Source organism: Micromonospora noduli, assembly GCF_003264475.1.
Taxonomy (GTDB): Bacteria; Actinomycetota; Actinomycetes; order Mycobacteriales; family Micromonosporaceae; genus Micromonospora; species Micromonospora noduli.
On record NZ_PYAC01000002.1, the window covers coordinates 55,579 to 75,913 of the forward strand.

The 20,335-nt window shown below is 67.4% G+C and carries 16 protein-coding genes; 8 read left to right on the forward strand and 8 right to left on the reverse strand.

Going from position 1 to position 20,335, the window contains the following annotated elements; translation table 11 throughout:
* Positions 1-326: 326 nt before the first annotated feature.
* Entirely contained in the window at positions 327-1,610 is a 1,284-nt protein-coding gene (locus MED15_RS05830) for an MFS transporter (protein WP_112588563.1), read from the reverse strand.
* Between the two features lie 150 nt (positions 1,611-1,760).
* On the opposite strand from MED15_RS05830, the gene MED15_RS05835 reads away from it, so the two are divergent.
* Positions 1,761-2,234, forward strand: a complete 474-nt coding sequence (locus tag MED15_RS05835; protein ID WP_112588561.1) for a hypothetical protein — start codon at positions 1,761-1,763, stop codon at positions 2,232-2,234.
* A gap of 96 nt (positions 2,235-2,330) precedes the next feature.
* Here the strand turns inward: MED15_RS05835 and MED15_RS05840 are convergent, their stop codons facing one another.
* The 5 genes from MED15_RS05840 to MED15_RS05860 form a co-directional block, all read right to left on the reverse strand.
* The gene (locus tag MED15_RS05840) at positions 2,331-3,155 is read right to left on the reverse strand and encodes a class I SAM-dependent methyltransferase (RefSeq protein WP_112699830.1); all 825 of its coding nucleotides are present in this window, start codon (positions 3,153-3,155) and stop codon (positions 2,331-2,333) included.
* Positions 3,156-3,193: 38 nt separating this feature from the next.
* Positions 3,194-5,818: an ATP-binding protein gene (locus MED15_RS05845; protein WP_112734962.1), complete on the reverse strand. Its 2,625-nt coding sequence runs from the start codon at positions 5,816-5,818 to the stop codon at positions 3,194-3,196.
* Between the two features lie 157 nt (positions 5,819-5,975).
* A complete protein-coding gene (locus MED15_RS05850; protein ID WP_167457613.1) occupies positions 5,976-7,973 on the reverse strand; it encodes an FG-GAP-like repeat-containing protein in 1,998 nt (665 codons plus the stop codon).
* A 469-nt stretch (positions 7,974-8,442) separates the two neighbouring features.
* Positions 8,443-9,057 carry a hypothetical protein gene (locus MED15_RS05855; protein ID WP_112734963.1) on the reverse strand — a complete coding sequence of 205 codons (615 nt, stop codon included), beginning with the start codon at positions 9,055-9,057 and terminating at the stop codon, positions 8,443-8,445.
* 237 nt (positions 9,058-9,294) lie between these two features.
* Positions 9,295-10,587, reverse strand: a complete 1,293-nt coding sequence (locus tag MED15_RS05860; RefSeq protein ID WP_112734964.1) for an HNH endonuclease signature motif containing protein — start codon at positions 10,585-10,587, stop codon at positions 9,295-9,297.
* Positions 10,588-11,468: 881 nt separating this feature from the next.
* On the opposite strand from MED15_RS05860, the gene MED15_RS33175 reads away from it, so the two are divergent.
* The 4 genes from MED15_RS33175 (at position 11,469) to MED15_RS05880 (ending at position 16,147) form a co-directional block, all read left to right on the forward strand.
* A complete protein-coding gene (locus MED15_RS33175; protein WP_146766690.1) occupies positions 11,469-11,900 on the forward strand; it encodes a hypothetical protein in 432 nt (143 codons plus the stop codon).
* Between the two features lie 178 nt (positions 11,901-12,078).
* Entirely contained in the window at positions 12,079-13,641 is a 1,563-nt protein-coding gene (locus MED15_RS05870) for an AAA family ATPase (protein WP_146766691.1), read from the forward strand.
* Positions 13,642-13,645: 4 nt separating this feature from the next.
* Complete coding sequence (locus MED15_RS05875) at positions 13,646-14,497, forward strand: HNH endonuclease (RefSeq protein WP_112734967.1); 852 nt, start codon at positions 13,646-13,648, stop codon at positions 14,495-14,497.
* Positions 14,498-15,367: 870 nt separating this feature from the next.
* Positions 15,368-16,147: an HAD family hydrolase gene (locus MED15_RS05880; RefSeq protein WP_112734968.1), complete on the forward strand. Its 780-nt coding sequence runs from the start codon at positions 15,368-15,370 to the stop codon at positions 16,145-16,147.
* Here the strand turns inward: MED15_RS05880 and MED15_RS05885 are convergent.
* Positions 16,105-16,608 carry a P-loop NTPase family protein gene (locus MED15_RS05885; RefSeq protein WP_244220389.1) on the reverse strand — a complete coding sequence of 168 codons (504 nt, stop codon included), beginning with the start codon at positions 16,606-16,608 and terminating at the stop codon, positions 16,105-16,107. The genes MED15_RS05880 and MED15_RS05885 overlap by 43 nt on opposite strands.
* A gap of 47 nt (positions 16,609-16,655) precedes the next feature.
* Entirely contained in the window at positions 16,656-17,510 is an 855-nt protein-coding gene (locus MED15_RS05890) for an AAA family ATPase (RefSeq protein ID WP_112734970.1), read from the reverse strand.
* Between the two features lie 200 nt (positions 17,511-17,710).
* Here MED15_RS05890 and MED15_RS05895 point away from each other — a divergent pair, with 200 nt between their 5' ends.
* The 3 genes from MED15_RS05895 to MED15_RS05905 all read left to right on the forward strand — a co-directional run bounded on the left by MED15_RS05895 (position 17,711) and on the right by MED15_RS05905 (position 20,318).
* The gene (locus MED15_RS05895) at positions 17,711-18,109 is read left to right on the forward strand and encodes a transcriptional regulator (protein ID WP_112734971.1); all 399 of its coding nucleotides are present in this window, start codon (positions 17,711-17,713) and stop codon (positions 18,107-18,109) included.
* A gap of 257 nt (positions 18,110-18,366) precedes the next feature.
* The gene (locus tag MED15_RS05900) at positions 18,367-20,016 is read left to right on the forward strand and encodes an FtsK/SpoIIIE domain-containing protein (protein ID WP_244220394.1); all 1,650 of its coding nucleotides are present in this window, start codon (positions 18,367-18,369) and stop codon (positions 20,014-20,016) included.
* Positions 20,013-20,318 carry a spread protein gene (locus MED15_RS05905; protein WP_112734973.1) on the forward strand — a complete coding sequence of 102 codons (306 nt, stop codon included), beginning with the start codon at positions 20,013-20,015 and terminating at the stop codon, positions 20,316-20,318. Before MED15_RS05900 ends, MED15_RS05905 begins: the two co-directional genes overlap by 4 nt.
* Positions 20,319-20,335: the final 17 nt, after the last annotated feature.

Here is a 20,335-nt window from a genome sequence, read left to right on the forward strand (position 1 = left end):
CAATGCCGAGGTCAATGAGGAAGATCCGCGCAACTTCCTGGATGTTGCTGTCTCCCGCGCGCCCGAGGCACCAACTTCCGGGAAGTTGCTCGGATCTTGGGCGTGGGTGCGGGTGCGGGTGCGGGTGCGGGGCGCCGGGGTGCGGGTGCGGGGCGTGGGGTGCGGGGTGCGGGGTGTGGGGTGCGGGGCGTGGGGCCGGGCGTGGGGCGCCGGGGCGCGGGGCCGGGCGCGGGGCGCCGGGGTGCGGGGCGCCGGGGTGCGGGGCGCCGGGGTGCGGGGTGCGGGGTGCGGGGTGCGGGGTGTGGGGCGCGGAGGGGGGTTCGAGGTCAGGCTGGGGTGGGTGCGGGGGCGGGGGACGCCGGGGCGGTCGTCGCGAGGCCGTCCTGCTCCGTGGTGAGCAGCCGGCGCAGGGAGAGCGCGACCAGCGAGGCGACCAGGCAGCCGCCTACCACCGTCGCCACCCAGAGCATGCCGTTGGCGGCGCCGATGAGCGGGCCGGCGGTCACTGGGCCGATCACACCGCTGATTCCGAAGATCATCGAACTCATCGCGTTGTAGCGGCCGCGCAGCTCGTCGGTGGCCAACGCGTTGGTCAGTGCGGGCATCACCGGGGACAGCATCGTCTCGCCGAAACCGAAGATCGCCGAGCAGAGCACCACGCACAGGGCGGCCAGCACGGCGTTCTCAGCACTGACCAGGCCGGCCGCGCCGAGGACCAGCCAGGCGGCGGCGAACACCGCTCCCACCACGGCCAACGCCCGGGTGCGGCTGCGCCCCTCGATCCGGCGGATAACCAGCAGTTGCGCGAGCACGATCATCACGGTGTTGGCGGCGAGTGCCCAGGCCACGACCCGGGGGTTCACCTCGGCCACCCGCACCGCGTACGCGGCGAAGCCCACCTCCACCTGCGCGTAGCCGCAGGTGGTGAGGATCAGCCCGAAGATCACCAGCCGCCGGAACGGGCGGTCGCGGAGCACCGTCAGGTAGCCACCGGGCGACGGCTCGTCGACGCCTCGACGTTTGCCGAGCCGGTGGCCCACTCCGGGCAGGGTGAGCAGGATCAGCGCCGGCATCAGGTAGGTCACCGCGTCCAGTAGGTAGATCGCCTGGAAGGTGCCGGGCCGGGCGGTGTCGACGATCGCGCCGGACGTCATGCCACCGATGCCGATGCCGAGGTTGAGCAGGGCGAAGTTCAACCCGAAGACGCGTTGCCGCTCATCGTCGTCGGTCAGCGACGCGAGGATGGTGTTCTGCCCGGACCAGATCGCCGAGCTGCCGATGGCGATGACCGTCATCACCAGCAGGGCCGAGCCGGTCGAGTGGACCAGCGCCAACGAGCCGGTGCCGATCGCCTCGATCAGCAGGCAGGGCACCACCACCCGGCGGGCGCCGATCCGGTCGATCAGCGTCCCGCCCAGCGGCGACAGGGCCAGGGTGACCACGCCGTACCAGCCGATGACGAGCCCCGCGCGGGTGTCGGTCAGCCCGCGTACGTCGGTCAGGTAGATGAACAGGAACGGCAGGGTCAGACCCCGCCCGATCGCCGACAGCAGAGTGCCGAGGAGGATCCGGCGAGCTTCCGAACGGCGGGGCAGGGCACGACGCAGCATGCAGGCATTCTGTTCGGTGGGTCTGACGCCGCGCGAACCGTTTTGGCCACACCTCGCGGTCACCGGGACCGGCGGGTGACCAATCCCACGTTGATCCACTCGCTGTGGTCGAGGCCGGTTGGTGTCCGCCGGGTCTGCGATGCTGGCGCGATGACCGGCACCTGGCGACATCTGCCCGCTACCGCCCGCGCCATCGCGTTGACCGCTACGACGGCCGTCGCCGCCGCCCAGGCACGCGACGGTCAGGCGTACGACGAGGCGGTCGGCGGTCTCGCCGCTGACGAGCGTTCCGGCTTGGTGCTCGGCGCGGTGGTCCGGTTGCTGCTGGAGGAGAGCCACCCGGACGGGTTGACCGGCGACGACATCCGCCAGGTGTTGACCCGTTGCGTGCAGGAGTCGACGCGGTGGCGAACGGATGTCGACCCGCACGTGGTGCTGGTCCTGTTGGCCGGCGCGCTGGGCGTGTACGACCCCGACGGCGACGAGTCACCGCCGGACGCGTCGGCGCTGGCCCGACACGCTCCACTACTGGTGGCCGACCTGTTGGCGGCGACCAGCGTCCCGTTGGAGGACTACCTGGCCGCCGCGTTCGCCGAGATCGAGCGCACCGAGCGGCAGGACTGAGATCGAGCGCACCGAGCGGCAGGACTGAGATCGAGCGCACCGAGCGGCAGGACCGACCGGCCCGCGCCACCTCGAACGGCGTGGCGCGGACGGGTGTCAGGCCGGGTCGGGGGTCCGCTGCGCCACGACCTCCAGGTACTCAGCCGGGATGCGGACCGTGGCGTCGGTGGCGCGGTTGTGGGTGCGGGCCAGCTCCACCAGATCGGCGTGCAGGTCCGGGCGTCGCTCCTCGGGCAGCACCTCGAACGCCTTCAACGTCGGCCCGTAGTTGGCCCGGAAGAAGTCGGCGAACTCCTCCGGTGTGCCGAAACGGAAGACGAATTCCCGGCGTACCGCCCGCACTTCACCCACGGCCGCGCCGAGCAGCTCGCGGACCCGGCCCTCGTCGCCCCACTCGACCGGCGGGCGCAGCCCTGCCGGTGGCGGCACATGCCGCCCCACCGTGCGGAACAGGTCGCCGATGAAGCCCTGCGGCGTCCACGACGCCAGCGCCACAGTGCCGCCGGGCCGGCAGACCCGGACCAGCTCCGCCGCCGCCCGCTCCTGGTCCGGCGCGAACATCACCCCGACGACGGAGACCACCGCGTCGAAGGACCCGTCGGCGTACGCCAGGCGCTCCGCGTCGCCGGTCACGAACGTGACCGGGAGCCGTTCCGCCGCCGCCCGCGTGTGCCCCCGTTCCAACAGTTCGGGTACGTAGTCGACGCCCGTCACGACGCAGCCGCAGCGGGCGGCGGCGATGGCGGCGTTGCCGGTGCCGGTCGCCACGTCCAGGACGAGGGCACCGGCCGACAGGTCGGCCGCGGTCACCAGCAGTTCGGAGATCGGGTGAATGAGCGCGGCGACCGCGCCGTAGTCGCCGCTGGCCCAGGTCACCTGCTGGCGTGCCTTCACGGCGCTGAGATCGATTGCGGTGGTCATGATGGTCCCCCCTCGGACGGTTCGTCGTGCCATCGACGCTAGGCGTGGCGGGGCCCCCGGGGATCGGCAGAAACACCTATGTTGGGCGGCACCAGGCCCTGCCGGCGGGCCGACGCGGCCGCCTGGCCCCGGCTGGGCACCGCGAGCTTGCCCAGCACCGCCGACACGTGGTGGTCGACGGTCCGGATGGAGAGCGACAGCCGGGCGGCGATCTCGGCGTTGCTGAGCCCGTCGGCGAGCAGCACGAGCACCTCCCGTTGCCGCGCGGTCAGACCTGTCGGGTGCGCGGCTGTCGCCGGTCGTGGCCCCCTCGGCACCCGGGCCATTCCGCGTCCGCGCAGGTCGGCCCGGACCCGTCGGACCACGGCCACCGCGCCAAGCCCGTCCAGGATGCGCAGCGCCTCGCCAGCCGCCGGGCCGTCGCCGCAGGCCAGCGCCTCGGCCCGGGCGTACGGACAGCCGAGTTGCTGCCATTCTTCGGCCGCACCGGCCCAGTCGCCCTCGATCAGTCGCCGGTACGGCGATGCCAGCACGCCAATGTCCCCGACCGGCTCGCCGATTCGCCACAGCCAGTACGCCAGTTCGCCGGCGAACCAGGGCTGGCATGCCTCGATCGCGAGCCGGTACGCACGCCGCAGCTCGGCGACCGCCGGCCCTGGCTCACCGGCCAGCCAGTGCCGTTCTGCCAACGCCGCCGCGACCGGCACCACGAACTGGAGTTCTCGGCTCTGCGCCGCCCAGCGTGCCGCCGTGTCCAGGTGTGTGGTCGGCTCGTCCCGGCGGGCACTGAGCCGGCCCAGTGCGGCCAGGGCCGGGACCAGGCTCCCACCGGGCTGCGCGGCGCCGGCCAGCGCCTGTTCGGCGTCGGAGCGCGCTCCGGCCCAGTCGCCGGTGGCCAACCGCAGCCGGGCCCGGTAGCCCAGCAGGTGCCGGGTGTACCCGTCGAGGTCCCGGCTGGTGGTGAACCGCAGCGCCCGGTCCAGGGCCTCGGCGGCCGGCGTGACCCGGTGCCACTCCACGGTCAGGGTGGCCAGGTTGACCAACGCCCGCGCCGCGTGATCGTCCAGGTGGTGTGCGGCGGCCAGGGTGTGCCCGCGCTCCAGCTCGATGATGCCCGCGACGTCTCCGCCCTGAAGGCGCGCCGAACCGACGTTGACCAGAGCGTGCGCCTCGGTCTCCACGTCACCGAGCCGCCGGGCCAGCTCCCGGGCCCGGTTGCCCCAGTCGATGGAACGGCGGTTCTCGTCGGCGAGCATGAGCAGCTGCGACATGTTGCTGTAGGCCATCGCCAGCTGCCTGCCGGGAGGCGCGGACTCCAGCACCTGGACGGCTCGGGTGCCCGCCGCCCGGGCCGCCGGACTGTCTCCGGTCCACCAGCACAGCCGGGACACCCAGCGCAGGTTCTCGCCGATCCGCAGCGGGTCGCCGTCGGCCTCCCGTAGGGCGAGCGCCTCGCGGCGGGCGGCCAGCGCCTGCGCGGCCAGCCCGGCCAGGTACGCCGCCGTCGCGTACGCCTCCAACAGCTCCGCATGGCGCGGCGTGGGCAGGCCAGCGGCGTGCGGCAGTACAACGGCAAGGTGGTCGGCGGCCTGCAGGTGGGCACCAGCCCGACTGGCCCGCTCGGCTGCCACGGGCGCCCAACGCAGCACGGCCTCCGGATCATCGGCGTGGTGCGCGTGGTGCACCAGCCGGGCGGCGTCCACGTCGGCGCGTGGCGTGAGCCGAGCCAGCACGGCAGCATGCAGTGCCACCCGACGCACCGGCGACAGCGACTCGCGTACCGCCCGACCCAGCAGCTCGTGCCGGAATGCCACCGCGTTGCCGACCGACACCAGCACGCCCCGGTCGAGGCATTCCTGCACCGCCGCAGGCGGGCGATCGTCCAGCAGGTACGCCTCGGCCCGGGACGGAACCACCGAGACCAGGGCGGCGACCTCCCGGGCCGGCGGCGGCAGCGCGGCCAGCCGGGCCAACACCAGATCGCGTACGGTCGGCGGCACGCCCGGGCCGGTCGCGGCCAGCACCTCGGTGACCAGCAGCGGGTTGCCGCCGGTGGCCTGGTACAACCCATTCAGGCTGCGGCCGGCGGTGCGGGCCAGCGCCGCGACGGCATCGGTCGACAGCGCCGGCAGCGGGAGCCGACGGACCAGCGGACGGGGCAGGCCCGCGAGCACGGCGTGCAGTGGATGCTCCGCCCCGAGCTCGTCGTCGCGCACGGTCAGCACGAGCAGCGCCGGGTGGCGGGCCAGCCGCCTCCCCACGTACGCGATCAGGTCCAGAGTGGCCCCGTCCGCCCAGTGCGCGTCCTCCACCACCATCACCGTCCGGCGGCCGGGCCGGGGACCCGTCAGCTCGTCGAGGAGCGCGTCGAACACGGCACCCCGGCGTTCGGCCTCCGTCGCGGCGTGCAGCGCGGCCAGTCGGTCCGCGAGCACCCCGCCCACCTGACGGGCGACGTCGTGCAGCGGGCCGAGCGCCCGAGGCGTCAGCAGCGGATCGCAGCTGCCCCAGAGCACCCTTGCCCTGGTCGTCGCGGCGAACGCGCCGACCAGGGCGGACTTGCCGGCACCCGCCTCGCCCGTGACGAGCGCGATCGCGCCGCCGGGGGAGACCAGCAGCCCGTCCAGGGTGGCGAGCGCGTCCGCGCGCTCCAGCAGCTCCATCGAGGTCGATGCTAGTCAGCGGGGTGCCGCCCAGGCATCGGCCGCGACGGCGGCTTCCCCACGTTTTCGCAGCAGAGTTCGGGCCGGAGGGAGCGCTGCCCGCCGAGCACAACCGCTGCCTGGGCGGCCTCGGCGGGACGGCGCTCTCCCACGTCACTCAGGCCCGACCCACCTGGACCTTCGGCGACGTCGCCGCTGACGCCGCTGCGGGCCGTTGCGGTACCACCACGAGCCCGTAGTTGTAGTTGGCCATCAGCAGGTCCTTCAGGCCGTCGTTGTTGATGTCGGCGACCGCGAGCCCACGGGGGGTGAAGGAGCTGGCGGGCGGCAACTGGGACACCCGGAACTCGTTGCCCAGCCAGCCGTCCGGCCGCTGCAGTAGGACGCTCGCCGCGCTCCAACCGCCGTGAGTGATGGCGACGTCGTCCCGACCGTCGTTGTTGACATCTGCGATCGCGATGGCGTCCGGCATCTCGTAGACCGGGTAGCGGATCCACCGTCCGAGCACACCGCTGCTGTCGTGGGTGAGCACCTGCACCTGGGCGTTCGGCGCGTTGCCGGACACGGTGACGACGACGTCCTTCCTGCCGTCGCCCGTCACGTCGCCGACGGCCATGGAAGCGACAGTCTGCAGGTGTCCGGCGGGCGCCTGATACCCCACCGGGTCGGCGAACGACCGAGGCTCCACCTGGGCGCTGATCTGGATCAGCTGCCCGAGCTGCACCACCAGGTCCGGCCGGCCGTCCCCGGTCATGTCGACCACGTCCAGCACGAAGCCGCGGTGCGGCGAGGCGAGAGCCGCGGGCGCGAAGCTACCGTTGTCGTCGCCGTACCGCACCAGGACGCCGTTGTCGCTCACCGCGACGATGTCCGTCCGGCCGTCACCATCGAGGTCGCGGAGCCTGAGGTCGATGAGGTCGTCGGCGAACGACAGGTGCTCGGCCGTCGAGAGCCCCGATCCGGTACGGCGGAACACGTCGACCCCGTCGCCCGTGGCGACGACCAGTTCGTCCGCGCCGTCACCGTCCAGGTCGCCGATCACCGGGTACATACTGCCGCCGGTGGAGGTCGACATCGCTACCTGCTGCTTCATCACGAGCTGGTTGTCCGCCTCCTGCACGAACAGGAAAGCGGAATGGTCGTTCGCGTCGTCGGAGTACTCGGTCGTCGTGATCACCACGTCCGAGAGGCCATCGCCGGTCAGGTCTCCGGCGGCGACCGCTTCCTCCCAGGAGCCGAGCTTCAGCCACGAGGGCCCGTTGAAGGCCACGGACCCGTAGGGCTGGGTGACCACGGGCACGGCATCGCCGGACACGCTCGCCCCGGCCGGTTGCCAGTCGGAGCCCTGGAACTGCGCATAGACCGAGGTCGGAGTCCATCCAGTGCCGTTGACCATGGCGATCGCCGTGCCGTCGGTGCCGTTGACACTGGCGAACGCGACAGTGCCGGCCGCGGACATGAACGCCACCTCGCCGCTGGGAATCCGGCCGTCGGCGTACCGCACGTTCGCGATGAGCAGGATCCGCTGTCCCTGCTCCACCGAGCCCGGTGACACCGTGATCGTCGTCGTGGTGGGGGGTCCGGTGTAGACCCGTACGGCGTCGGACGTGGCCGTGGCGCCGCCCGCGGCGACTGCCCGGATCCAGTAGACGTAGCGGGTGGCGACCGTGAGGCCGGTGTCCAGGTACTCGGTCGACGTCGTGGTGCCGACCACCGTCTCCACCGGGACCGCGTTACTCAGGCGGACGATCTCGTAGCGCACGGTGCCGGCCACGGCCTTCCACCGTAGGGTCATGCTCGTCTCCGCGGCGGTTGCCCGTACGTCGACGGGCTTCGGAAGCGAGGTCTGCACCGACACCTCGGACGAGTCGCCCGACGCCCGCTTGCCGGACCGGGACCGCACCACGTAGTAGTAGGTGGTCTCGGCGGCAACGGTTTCGTCGATGTACGACGTCCCGGTGGCGGTTCCCAGCATCGTGTACGGGCCACCCGACACGGTCGCACGCCGTACTTCATAGCTGCTGGCGCCTGCCACCGCCTGCCAGCTCACCTCGACCCGGGTCTCAGACACCGGTTTCGCGCCGACCGAAGCCGGTGGTGGCAGGGCCGCCGCGAACGCCGGTGTGCTGGACGCCACCATCACGAGCAGAGCCATCAGCAAGACCATCACGCCACGATTCAGCCTTCGCAGTTGCGACAACATGCGCATCTCCAGATCCCCCGGGGGCTTGTCACAGGCAGCCGTTGATACAGCGGCGGCGCATGCGGGAACGTCACGCGGGACGGTACGGCGGACCGATCAGGGAGCGGGGTCGGCCATGGGTTACGCACACCGCCGAGGCCGACCGAGGACCAGCCGTGACCAGCCGGCGACCCCGGCCGATGGGAAGATCGCCGGCGGCAAGAGAAAAGGCCAGGTGAGAGAAGATCCCACCTGGCCTTTTGCCTCTGGTCGGGGTGGCCGGATTCGAACCGACGACCTCTTCGTCCCGAACGCGGGCATGGCGCACCATCGGGTGTCGCCCGTTACGGATTTTCGCCGCTCAGCACGAGGGCGGTGCCGGTCTTTGCGGTCCTTGAACAGCGACCGCCGGTCGTCTCGCTGCCTCTAGGCTGCCCCTGGATTACCGCATCCGGTCAAACAAGCCGGGCTTGTCCTGCCGAACGTCGATCGTCCACGCCTCGCCGAGAACCTCCTGCGCAACGGTGTGAGTCAGTTGGTCCCAACTCCGCTGGTACTCCAAACTGGCGTCGGTTGCCTTCACGCTGATCTGGACGACGTTCTCTTCAACTCGGTGCCAAGACGCGGTTCTCAGCAGATCTGCTACCCGAGGCAGGAGGCCGCGCATTCGCTCCGCAGTCAAATCCCGGGCAGCGGAGAAGTCACCGGCGGCGGCGCGGGAGCGGGCAGCATCGCAACTAGCCAACCACTCACGTGCCTTCTCCCGCTTTTGGCGGTCCCGCCTTGCCTGCTGTTCCTTCGGGTCGCGAGCCTGGTGGGATTCGGCGGCCTCTCGGGCTTCGTCAGCAGTGGCACCGAGGAACCACTGTCGAGGACTCGCCCAGGCAGTAGCGGAAGGGCTGCCGGCGGAGCTGTAGACGTAGATGGGCACCCCGCGTTCACCCTCTACATCCTCTTCGGGCTTGGGGATGTGCCAGGCGATGACCCTACCGACGATCGGAGACTCGCCGTCGCCGAAGGTTTCCGCGACCCACAGTTCGTAGGTTTGAGGGATCATGGCGACCTCCTGGAGGGCTGGTTGTGCCTGCAAGATCGAGGGTGCAGGATCTTCCTCTGGCGCGCTACCCCACGCTGTCCTCCCGGTCGCACCTTCTGATCCGTAGCTCCGGGCGGTGCATTCTTGTAGGCACCTGCGAGCCGTTAGGCAGTCCCGCGTTGCCATAGGGCGGCCGTCGCAGTGCGAGTTGGTTGCTGTACTCGCTGCTGTACTACGGCCCGCTCGGCACTACGTACGTCAGCCGCGGAACATGTTCGAGTGGTGCCAGGCGTAGTAGGCCGAGCTGGCCTTCGTGTGGGTGCTGACGAGCCGTCCTTCGAGGTCGGCCACCTTGGTAGCAATGGCTTTGTGCTCTGACCCAAAGCTGCTGGTAACGATCTGGCCGTTTTCGTTGACGCTGATGTAGCCCGTCTCGAACAGCGCATCGCAACCGAAGACACAGGCGAGCATCCCCACGTGCGATAGGTCGCGGCGTTCGGCGTCCGTGCAGATCGACCGCGGCTTGATGTGGGCCGCCCATAAAAGGCGGGCTGGGTAGGTCTCGCCGCAGATAGCGCACTCTGCTTCGGACATCGAGCCGAGCAGTCGGCGGCGCAGAGCTGGTTGCTCTCCTCGCTGGGTTCCCGCGAACGGCTTCTCGAGGCTGCCTGTGAAGGGATCCGCTGCGACCTTGTCTGTTGGCGGCGTTGGGCTGGCGTCTGACTCAATCGCGGCACCGGCCTGGAAGCTGATGACGGGAGGACTGCCGGTCGCCTGGGCGTAGGGCAACTGGAGTAGAACGGCTCCGATGAAGGCACTCCGGTAGCCGACCTGGTCGGGGTGGATGGTGACTGAACCATGTTCCCGCAAAAGCTGCAGGGCCTCCTCGACCCAAGCGATCTGCACCAGTGCCCCGGCAGGTGACGACTCCGTGGCAACAACCACATCCGGCGGTTGAACGGCAAGGATCTTGTTCGTCCGACCTTTAACGGTAAGCAGAGGCACGCCGATGAGTGCACGGAGCAGCTCGGCTGCCTCCATCCGCGCTTCGCTCGGCACATAGCTGCCGGCGGCAACTCCCAGGGCTGGAAACCTGTCACTGAAGGTCGCTGTAAACGACTTGCCGAAGGTCTTGCTCAAAGGGAAGAGATAGCCCTGCTTAACCTTGCCCGCACGGTCGAACGGCCCACCCTGTGGCTCCCTCAGCCGTTCATCAAGCAGCAACTCGTCCAACGCAATCGCGTCCGCGGCTTCGCTGTAGGTGGTCCGAACCACGCGTCCGTCGCGGTCCCACATGTCTTCTGGCAGGTCACCGGGCCTGTGTGCGTCGACCGCGGCGGTCGCCACCACGCTGAGCGCACGGACGCCCTTCGCGTAGTGGAGGATCACGTCTCCTGCCCGCACGTCGAGCATCGACTGCCAGTGCAGAGGCTGGACGCCATTCTTCTGCACCTTCGGCGCCCAGAGGATCCCAGCCTTGCGCTCCTGGGGGTAGGTCTGGCCCTGGTTGACCCACCAGTAGTTCGTCTGCCCTAGCTCTGGTTCTGCCACGATGTCTGGTCTACCGAGTCATGCCAGCGGAAGACAAGGTTCGTTCGGTCGGCCCGCGTCGGCAACAGAGGTAGGGCGGCGCACTTGTGTCCATAACCTTTGGCTCCATGGCGCCGACCGGTCCGTCTAGCACCCCCGCGTGCGCCACGACCCGACCGCCAGCCATCGCGATGCTGGCCGCTACAGCCCCGTAGCTGCTGCTGCAACATGCTCTCCGGTGCCATCGCCTGCCTTCTCAGGCCATCGCCTCACCCCCGGTCCGCCGCCGCGCGCTACCCCCACGAACTTGATGGCGAATCTGTCATGTACCTGATAGACATCCAGCTCCACATAGGCCTGAGTAGGGGGCCGGGCCAGTGAACAGGCCTTACGCGCCTGGGTGCTTCTAACTGAGAGCATCTGTCAGTACGCTCACAGCTACGACTGTCGGGGGGACGGCTTACCTTGGAGGTGCTTCGTGACGGCGAGTCAGGGCCACCATCGGGAGGGGGAAGCCGAGATGTCCGTAGTGCCGCTACAGCGCCGGTATAGCCCTCCCCCAGCGAAGGCCTGCCAGGGATACGTGATCCCTTTTCGGCTGCCGAAGCCAGGCAACGAGCTGCATGTGGAATGCAGGACCTACCGAGACCACATCGTCGACTTCAGCGTTACACAGAGCGTTAGAGCTGACGGCCGGTGGGCAAAGGTGTCGCAGGTCCTGCAGGACGACGGGGCAGTAAAGCTCCGCCAGTACACAAGATCGACACAGTCAGAGGCAGCCGCAGAACTCGAGCTGCAAGTCATTCCTACGGATGGAGCCTGGGACGTGGTCGATAGGAGCTATGCCGAAGCGGTAGCCATGATGCAAGATAAGTGGGAAGAAAACCTTCGGAGGTGGGACGATGACAGCGCGTGACATCGACGAGCGCAGCGCCGCCTTCGATCTTGCTCAGCGACTAAGGGATCCACAGTTCCGGGCATACATGGTCCGAAACGGGTACGTGTCGGGCACGACAGTGGTCGTCGCCTACGACGATGAACCAGTGGCTGAGGTCTTCTCGCGGATAGTCAGTGAAGCCCAGCCGCCGGTCATCGTTGCAGTCCATCGGCCATCTGCAAAGCCTTACGGCTTCGTATTTATGCAAATAGGCCAGGTGGATTACGACGCCTCACCCGCGGCCTCCGACGACGATCCAAACATCGGCGACTCGGCAAGCATCGGAATGCTCTACGACACGATGGATGCTCAGACGCGACCTAAGACTCACCTAACCATTCCGAACGATTGGCGGCCGGCACGATTCAAAGTGCAGCTAGCCGGGGCGGCTTTTTAGCGCCCCCATATATTCACCAGAGGCCGAAGCAGCTCCTTGGCGCGCTTCGGCCTCTGCGTATGTATGCGATCGACCCCCAGGCCTCGAGGACGCAACACATGCAAACAGCCATGCCAGAGGATAACCAGCGGAGGCGGCGTGTCATCTCCACGTGTCCTCCCAAGGGTGGTGCTCGGCCGTGAAGTTCTATGTCATTTATGACTATCGCGACACTCCTCCGGCCTTGGAGTATCCCGCCGCCCTGCTCTACTGGGATAAGTGGGACGATTACGGTTTCAAGACGACATACACCTTGTTGATTGCGCTAGATCAGAACCGGCTGGCGGAAATTGGTGCGGTAAAGATCCTAAAGGACAGTCAGGCTTCCGGCGCGACTCCCTTGTCGGATTCGCCCTTCAGCCACTTGGACGAGTCGTACTGCTCTCTCGGTCAATCCCTGAGCTACTACCAGAGTTTAAAGCAACTAGGCGACCGATATTACCCTGCGATTCTCGCAGGGCTCAAGGATATCGTTTACGACCCCAGCATAGCTCAGCCATTCCTTGCTCACCGAGGCTTCAAGGACTCTCTTGAGCGCTTCGGAAGCTCTGTTCTAGCCATCAGCGACGCTGCTCCACTCTTCCGCGAGGCAAGCGTTAGGCTGACGGGTGAGTCAGTCTCGATGCGCTTTCAGACATCAGTTGGTGGAAACCAATTCCAAGTTCCGCTAGTCTTCAACGACGTACCGGAAATCCCTGGTCGACTAAATGCTCTCATCGGCTACAACGGGAGTGGCAAGACCCGACTACTTGCGAACCTTGCGCAGGTGGCCCATGCGGGGCTCACCACCCGGGGCGATTCAACCTTCGTTGATAAGAATGGCGCCTTCGTTGAGGGGCACGACTTCCGCTTCAGTTCGGTTATCGCGGTCTCGTATAGTGCTTTCGACACCTTCGACGTCCCTGGTGGGCACGAAGAGGAACGCGAGCAGCTGGGACGGCGAGGGGAGGTCTTTGGGTATGTCTACGCCGGTCTACGCAGCTTCGCTGATGCAGACGCCGATGATGCTGAGCTATCGGATACGGCGAGTGAGGAACCTGACCGACTCAAGTCTATCCAAGAGATAACTGCTGATTTCGAAGCTGCGCTTGCCGCGACACGGCACCCCTCCCGCGGAGAGCCACTAAAAGAGGTTTTGGCAAAGGTGCTGAGCGAAGCCTCATTCTTGCGGCTGGGTGTGGACCTTAATTCGATCCATGACGTGAACTTTGTACAGGACGTGTTTGCTCGGCTTAGCACAGGTCATAAAATTGTCTTGAATATCGCGGTCCAGCTTGTGGCCCACCTTGGGTTTCGATCTCTTGTGCTCATCGATGAGCCGGAGTCCCACCTGCATCCTCCTCTGCTGGCTGCACTGCTCCGCGGTATCAATACCGCGCTTGACATCTATGACTCGTACGCCGTGATTGCTACGCATTCCCCAGTCGTCCTTCAGGAAGTCCCACGGCGTTACGTCACAATCTTGCGCCGGTTCGATTCTGTAACCATTGTAGAGCAACCAACTGACGAGACATTCGGCGAGAACGTAGGGTTCTTGACCAAGAACGTGTTCAACTTGAACACGTCCGCGACCGATCACCATGCCGTCCTCAGGGAACTTGCACGCAGCCACTCTCTGCCCGAGATTGAGGAAATGTTTGGGAACCCTCTAAGCCTTCCAGCTCGAGCTTATGTAGAAAACATCCGTCGGTCGATCGGGTAGGTCCATGTATTCTCTCACCCCTCCCAACCGCGATGACTGGGAGGATTTCCTGGTCATGTGCACCCGCCGGGCTCCCGAGAATCGTTCAGTTCTGTCAGGGGTTTCTGCACAAGTTGAAGCCGCCTACGTCGATTACCATCGTCAGTATCAGAAGCCGTCTCGCCTCTCGGCAATAAGCATCACCAAAGAGCAGAGCGACGCATTAAAAGGAAACTTTGACCTCTTTGACGTGGGTCGGCCTTTTCGCACGCTGCGTACGCAGCTGATGGCTGAGGCGCGGAATAGGAAATGTCCGATGTGCGGGCACCGAGACGTTGCGACGTTGGATCATTTCCTGCCTAAATCCGTATATCCAGAGTACAGTGCCCTGTCGATCAACCTGGTGCCCGTATGCCCTTACTGCAATAACGAGAAGGGGAACAAGCTGGGCGACGCGGCTGGCAGGCGGTTCGTTCATGCCTATTACGACACATTACCGGAAATGGAACTACTCGTCGCGGACGTCACTGTTGACTCGTCGGTCTTTGTAACTTTCCGAATCGATCGACCGAGTGGCTTTGCCGATCCGCTGATTGATAATCTGGAATACCATTTCAAGGAGCTGAAGCTTGGGGAATGCTTTGAAAGCGAGGCTTTTGACGAGCTGACCGGCCGCGCCGGAATGTTCCACTACCAATACGCCAACAACGGAGGCGAACAGGGCCTAGCCGCCATGCTTAGCGTCGAGGCGGTCAGTGAACGACGCAAGGCTGGCCTGAACAGTTGGCGAGTTGCCCTCTACAATGCGCTGGCTCGCAACCGTGATTTTTGTTCGAGTGGCTTCCGCCTTCTTTCACGTGAGGACTGGGACTTCTAGCATCCTGCAGTGCCTAGTTCTGGCGCCAGAATGAGCGACTTACTGCTCCATCCCGTCTGCCGCCGACCCACACCTCGGTGGAGCGGGCCAGGGCCAGGGTGACAAGGTGGAGCGCCCTACCGGACGAACGACCTTGGCACCCTGGCCCTGGTCTGCTCGGCTTGCCTGGGTCGGTGGTAGACGGGATGGCAGCTCCCCAACCACCCACCCACCGGAACCGTTCGGCAACTCCATCTCGGAGTCGTCTGGCCCCCGCCGGAGGCAGCCCTAACCCCACTACTCCCTCATCCACCAACCCTCTCCACCTCCTTCCCTCTTCCTCGGGCCTCAGCGGAGCCGTGACCGCCGTTCGGCAACTCCGGCTGCCCGAGGTGCCTGCCGGTCTTCGTGCGCCTTCGGATCGCTGAGAACGGGTAGAGGCATGTTCGCCCCGGCCACGGCCATCCGGACTCGTCACCGGGTCACCTCACTGACCCAGGGGTGACGCGCGGGGCGGGGTGTGGGGTTCGGGCCGGCTGACTTTCCGCCCCGGCGCCGTAGGCGGCCGGGGCGGCGGCTCCGTCAGGAGCCGGTTACCGCGCCCCGGCCCGCGCCGCGCGGAGCGCCTTGATCTAGTACAGGCCAATTCGGCAACAGATCACAGGCAACTCCGAGCGACCAAGGCCAGCGCGACGCAACTCACCCAATCGAGCTTTCCACCGGCCGCGACGTGCCGCCCGGCCACGCTCCGGCGCAGTCGACTGAAACAGCCGCGACGAGGCCACTCAACGCTCCGGCGCCCCGACCCGCTCACATCGAGATCCTGCCGGCTCACCAAGCCCTAGATCACTGCTCCTTCACCGCTTCTCTTCGCTAGTGAAGGATGGCCCCATGCTTCGTACGCCTCGCGCACTCCTGCTGGACTTCGGCGGCGTCCTGGTTGACGCCCCTCCGCAGCCTTCGGCCCCGCCCGAGCTGGTTCGCCAGTTCGCCCGGATCGTGAAAGGCGCGGTATCCGATGAGCAGATCGCCGCTGATCTGAGCCAGGGCGCACGGGCATACGCGCTGTGGCGCGATGAGGTGGGCAAGACCGCCAACCCGATCGAAATTCCGCACGCGCAGGTGTGGGCTAACTTTGTCTCCCCCACCTGGCCTCGGTCAGCCCGAGACGCGGTCGAGCGGGAAGCCACCGCACTGGCATACGCCTGGACATGGCGGGCCGAATGGGAGGTACGTCCCGGCGTCCCGGAGGCACTGCGCGCCGCTGCCGACGCCGGGCTCCCCCTGGCCGTGGTCAGCAACACCCTGTGCGGCGCCGCCCACCGCGACTACCTCGCCACCACCGGCCTGTCCGACCTGTTCACCGCCGAGTTCTACAGCGACGAAGCCGGCCCCCGTAAACCCAACCCGCAGCTGGCCCTTCTGGCAGCTGACGCCGTTGGCGTACCTATCGGAGACTGCTGGTTCATCGGTGACAGCCTGCACCGGGACATCGCCTGCGCCCGCCGCGCTGCTGCTCAAGCCGCTATTCTGCTGCGTTCGCCCCGCACGGACCGTGAGCCACCGGACCCCGAACTGACCCCCGACGCGACGATCCAGGATGGTCACGGTCTACTCGAACTGCTCCGTCAGGCGTTCGGCACGGTCCATCGACCATCGGCCAGGACGTGACGGTGGATCCGCTCAGCTGCGGCATGCGGCGACACCTCTGCGGTGTCGATGATGAGATCCGCATCGGGTAGAGGTTCGGTGTCATCCCATGCCCGCAGACGCGCGTCCGCGTCGCCGGTCTGCCGCGCCAGGATCCTCCGCTCAGCCACGTCACGGGGACACCAGAGGTAGACCACCCACCAGCTGGCATCGGGGACAGCCCTCGTAACAGCCGCGACAGCTTCGCGTTGCCCAAGGTGCACGACAGGCACCGCGGCCGACAGCCGCTGCGCCAGGAACGGACGGTCGACCACGTACCGCGCGCCGTATCGATGGTTCTCCCAAACGACATCGCCGGCAAGGCGCAACTGGTCGAGCGTCGTCGCATCGGCCATGCGATAGCCCCTCGTGCGGCCCGGTCCCACCTTCAGCCGCTCGAACAGGACGTACCGGGGGTCGAGGTCGCGCAACGCAGCGGTCACGGTGTCCTTGCCGGCCGCTGGTGGTCCGTAGAGGATCACACCCCGCGTCACAAGCCCTCGCCCGCGAGGATCCCCTTTACCAATTCCTTGGCCTGCTCCTGCAAGGGACGGCTCGAAGCGCAGTTGTCTACCACCAAGTGAGCGTCCACCGGACGGAAGTCAAGGTTGATGGAGCCCACGTACGCCGGCCAGTCGGCAAGTTTGAACCCATCGCGGGCAGCGCCGCGCCGACGTACGTAAGTCAGCATCGTGTCGGCATCGCAGTACACCCAGACCACGGTGACAGCGGCGTTCGCCGCCTCGTAGAACGCACGTGTGCGAGCCATCCATGCGGGATCGCCGAACTCTCGAATGAAGGGCGCTGTCACAACGACGCTGTTACCGCACTGCACGTTCTCACTAGCCGCGTCTTGCAGGGCTTCGTACTCGCGCGGGCGGATAGTGGTCAGGTACGTCTGCGACTCGCGATCGTTCGGCGATAGTCCCAGCGTATCCAGCGCTGCCTCAACTACTGGCCGAGTCAGAGTGTCCTTGTCGAGCATCGGCCACCCCGTTTCGCGCGCCAGGATGCGGCCCAACTCGGTCTTGCCGCTACCTGCGTAGCCACCGATCAACAAAACTCGCGGACGCTCCGGGCGTACCTCGCTGCGGCGCAGCTGGTCTGGCGCGTGTACCACCCGCTTCGAGCGGGACTCGTTGATGACGAGCCCTTCATCGGCCAGCACCTTCATGGCTTCGGTGATGGTGAAGACGCTGACGCCCCACTCGTCCGCAAGCTTCCTGGTCGACGGCAGGGCGGTGCCGTGCACCAGTCGACCCGCCTCAATCTCGTTGCGGATGTTTCGAGCCACCTGCTGATGCCGGGCCTCCGGCCGCTCGGTGCGGCCCTGCGGAGAGGTCATCGCGGTGCTCCCTGTGGTTGGCGTCGCGTACCGCTTGCAGGCTACCAGCGGCCTAACAGATGAGCGGTGCCCTGACTGCTCGCTTGCGCTCCGCGAGAACTGATGACCTAACAGTTGACTGTCATCCATATCAGTTGTTAGGTTAGATGCATCACAGAGACCGGAGCGCCGGTCAAGTCGCAGCAGCGAAGGAGATCGACATGGCCCTCAGGGGTGGTACTCGGTTCTCGGTTCCGTTCGAGGCGGTTTTCCCGCACGGCTGTGTGTTGGTGCCGGACTCGATCGCGGAGGCGCAGGACTTCGATGAGAAGACCCGAGCGCGGACGCCGAGTAAGGACAAGCTGACGGGTCAGCGGGTGTGGCAGTGCCGGGTGATGGACATGGACCCGGAGTTGGGTTCTCGTTCGCGTGAGGTGTCGATCAAGGTTCTGGCGGATGTACAGCCGGTGCCGCCGGTGGGTCCGTTCCAGCCGGTGGAGTTCGAGAACCTGATGGTGACGCCGTACGTCGGCAGCAACGGCCGGCTGGCCTACTCCTACCGGGCGACCGCGCTGACGGCGCCGAAGACCCTGGCCGAGTCGCGCGGCAAGGTTGCTTGATCCCTTTCGTGGCGCGGGGCGGTCCGCTTCCTACGGCCTGACCGCCCCGCTGCCCTCTCAACCCTCTCGGCCTGGAAGGGCAGGTTCATCATGCCAATTTCCTTGGACTGGACTCGCGGCGGTAGTGCCGGCGCGCCGGTCCCGTGTGTGATCTGCGGGAAGCCGGCGATCTGCCGCAGCCCTGCGGGCAAGCCGGTGCACAAGGTTTGCGCGGAGGCGTGGACCGAGCAGCACAGCGCCCGTAAGGCGGTGGCGTGATGCGCGCCCCGCTGGTCAACTTCCGCCGCCTCCAGGTGGCTACCCCGTGGCCCTTGGTCTGGACGGTCACGATCGCGTTCCTTCTGGTCCGCCTCGCCGTGGCGGTGGTGCGCCTCGGAATCTGGGCGCTGCGCCACTGGCGTGCCTGGCCGAGCGTCGCCCTGGTCTTGGTCGCCGTCGACGTTCAGCAGTCGCGCGGCTGGTGGCCTCACCTTCTGGTCCTGCTCGTCCTCGCCGCTGCGGGCGGTGTCTGGTTCTGGCGTGGTCGGGACTCGTTCCACCGCCTGGTTGTTTTGCGTGCGGTCACGGTGTGGCGGCGGCTGTGGGTCTACCGGCGTCAGTGGCACGAGGCGATGACGCTGTGCGGGCTGGTGAAGAAGTACGACGGTGGCGAGAAGGTCCCCGACCTGCTGGCGGTGCGCTGCTCCTATGCCACGGATGAAGTGGTGCTGCGGATGCCTCGGGGGCAGAACCCGGAGGCGTATCACAAGGCGGCCCGGGACCTGGCGTACTCGTTCGGCACCCGGCACTGCCGCGTGTTCTCCGGCCGCCGGCAGGCACCGCCCGTGCGCTCGGGTCGCCTGGCCTGGCTGCTGCGCCGGGTCGATGCGATCCGGTTCCGGGATCGGCCTCGGCACGTGTGGCTGGTGTTCATCCGCCGGGACCCGCTGACCCGCATCGTGGCGCCGCTGCCCGTGCCAGCCCGCCCGGACTTCACCGCCTTACCGCTCGGGCTGCGCGAAGACCTGGCCGTCTACTGCCTACGACTCCTGGCGACCCACGTCCTGGTCGGCGGGGCAACCCGGATGGGCAAGGGCTCGGTCATCTGGTCCCTGCTTCGCGCGCTCGCCGCCGGCATCCGGTCGGGCCTCGTGAGGGTGTGGGCGATCGACCCGAAGGGCGGCATGGAGCTGTCCATCGGACGGCCGTTGTTCTCCCGCTACGTAGACGACGACTGGACCCGCATGGCGGACATGCTCGACGACGCCGTGACCCGGATGCGCGCTCGGCAACGGCTGCTGCGGGGCAAGGTTCGGGTGCACACACCAACGGTGGATGAGCCCCTGATCGTCATCGTGATTGACGAGATCGCCGCCTTGCTGGCGTACCTGCCCGACAGCGACATCCGCAACCGGATCGCCCAGAGCTTGGGGCTACTGCTGTCGCAGGGTGCCGGGCTCGGCGTCCTGGTCGTCGCCGCGACCCAAGACCCCCGCAAGGAAGTCGTCTCGGTCCGCGATCTGTTCCCGACCCGCATCGCCCTCGGCCTCACCGAACGCGGCCACGTTGATCTCCTGCTTGGTGACGGCGCCAGGGACCGGGGAGCACTGGCGGATCAGATCCCGCTCTCGGCCAAGGGCGTGGCCTACGTCCTGCTTGACGGCCAGCCGGAACCCGCCCGGGTCCGGTTCTCCTACATCGCCGATGACGTGATCCGGGACATGGCCGCGACGTTCCCCGCGTCGCCTGAGATGTCGCCGGAACCCGTCGAGTCCCCGGCCCCGGTGAAGCCGGCCCGCTCCAACGGCAACGGGCGGCACACCTACCGGCCAACCCCACCCCGCCAGGCTTCCGCGCCGCTGCTGCCGCCGTCGCTGCTCAACGCCCTGGACCTCAACACCACCCCGAACGGCGGTGACCCCCGATGACCGAGCTGCCCGAGGACGTCCCGGTGCGGATGCCTTACGCCGACGAACCTGACGAGCAGACGCCGGAGCAGCGTCGCTTCTACCGGCTGCGCGCCCCGCACGTTGACAAGGCCACGGTGCCGGTCACGGTCCGGGTCACCCCCGACGCCGACCTGTACATCGCGGTCGGCTCCGGCCGCCGCCGCATGTACCTCACCCCGGCTGAGGCGTGGGCGCTGTGGCGCTGCCTCTCGGAAGCCGTGGCCTCGACCGGTGAGCCACCGGAGTGGATCCGCGTGCACATCACCCCCACCCACCGCTGACCCCCTGCCCTGCTTGG

Excerpts from the sequence above, each read along its gene's own strand:
- MED15_RS05875 (WP_112734967.1), top strand. The coding sequence starts at position 13,646 with ATGTATTCTCTCACCCCTCCCAACCGCGATGACTGGGAGGATTTCCTG.
- MED15_RS05840 (WP_112699830.1), bottom strand. The coding sequence starts at position 3,155 with ATGACCACCGCAATCGATCTCAGCGCCGTGAAGGCACGCCAGCAGGTG.
- MED15_RS05890 (WP_112734970.1), bottom strand. The coding sequence starts at position 17,510 with ATGACCTCTCCGCAGGGCCGCACCGAGCGGCCGGAGGCCCGGCATCAG.
- MED15_RS05835 (WP_112588561.1), top strand. The coding sequence starts at position 1,761 with ATGACCGGCACCTGGCGACATCTGCCCGCTACCGCCCGCGCCATCGCG.
- MED15_RS05855 (WP_112734963.1), bottom strand. The coding sequence starts at position 9,057 with ATGATCCCTCAAACCTACGAACTGTGGGTCGCGGAAACCTTCGGCGAC.
- MED15_RS05905 (WP_112734973.1), top strand. The coding sequence starts at position 20,013 with ATGACCGAGCTGCCCGAGGACGTCCCGGTGCGGATGCCTTACGCCGAC.
- MED15_RS05850 (WP_167457613.1), bottom strand. The coding sequence starts at position 7,973 with ATGGCTCTGCTCGTGATGGTGGCGTCCAGCACACCGGCGTTCGCGGCG.
- MED15_RS05900 (WP_244220394.1), top strand. The coding sequence starts at position 18,367 with ATGCGCGCCCCGCTGGTCAACTTCCGCCGCCTCCAGGTGGCTACCCCG.
- MED15_RS33175 (WP_146766690.1), top strand. The coding sequence starts at position 11,469 with ATGACAGCGCGTGACATCGACGAGCGCAGCGCCGCCTTCGATCTTGCT.
- MED15_RS05880 (WP_112734968.1), top strand. The coding sequence starts at position 15,368 with ATGCTTCGTACGCCTCGCGCACTCCTGCTGGACTTCGGCGGCGTCCTG.
- MED15_RS05830 (WP_112588563.1), bottom strand. The coding sequence starts at position 1,610 with ATGCTGCGTCGTGCCCTGCCCCGCCGTTCGGAAGCTCGCCGGATCCTC.
- MED15_RS05895 (WP_112734971.1), top strand. The coding sequence starts at position 17,711 with ATGGCCCTCAGGGGTGGTACTCGGTTCTCGGTTCCGTTCGAGGCGGTT.
- MED15_RS05845 (WP_112734962.1), bottom strand. The coding sequence starts at position 5,818 with ATGGAGCTGCTGGAGCGCGCGGACGCGCTCGCCACCCTGGACGGGCTG.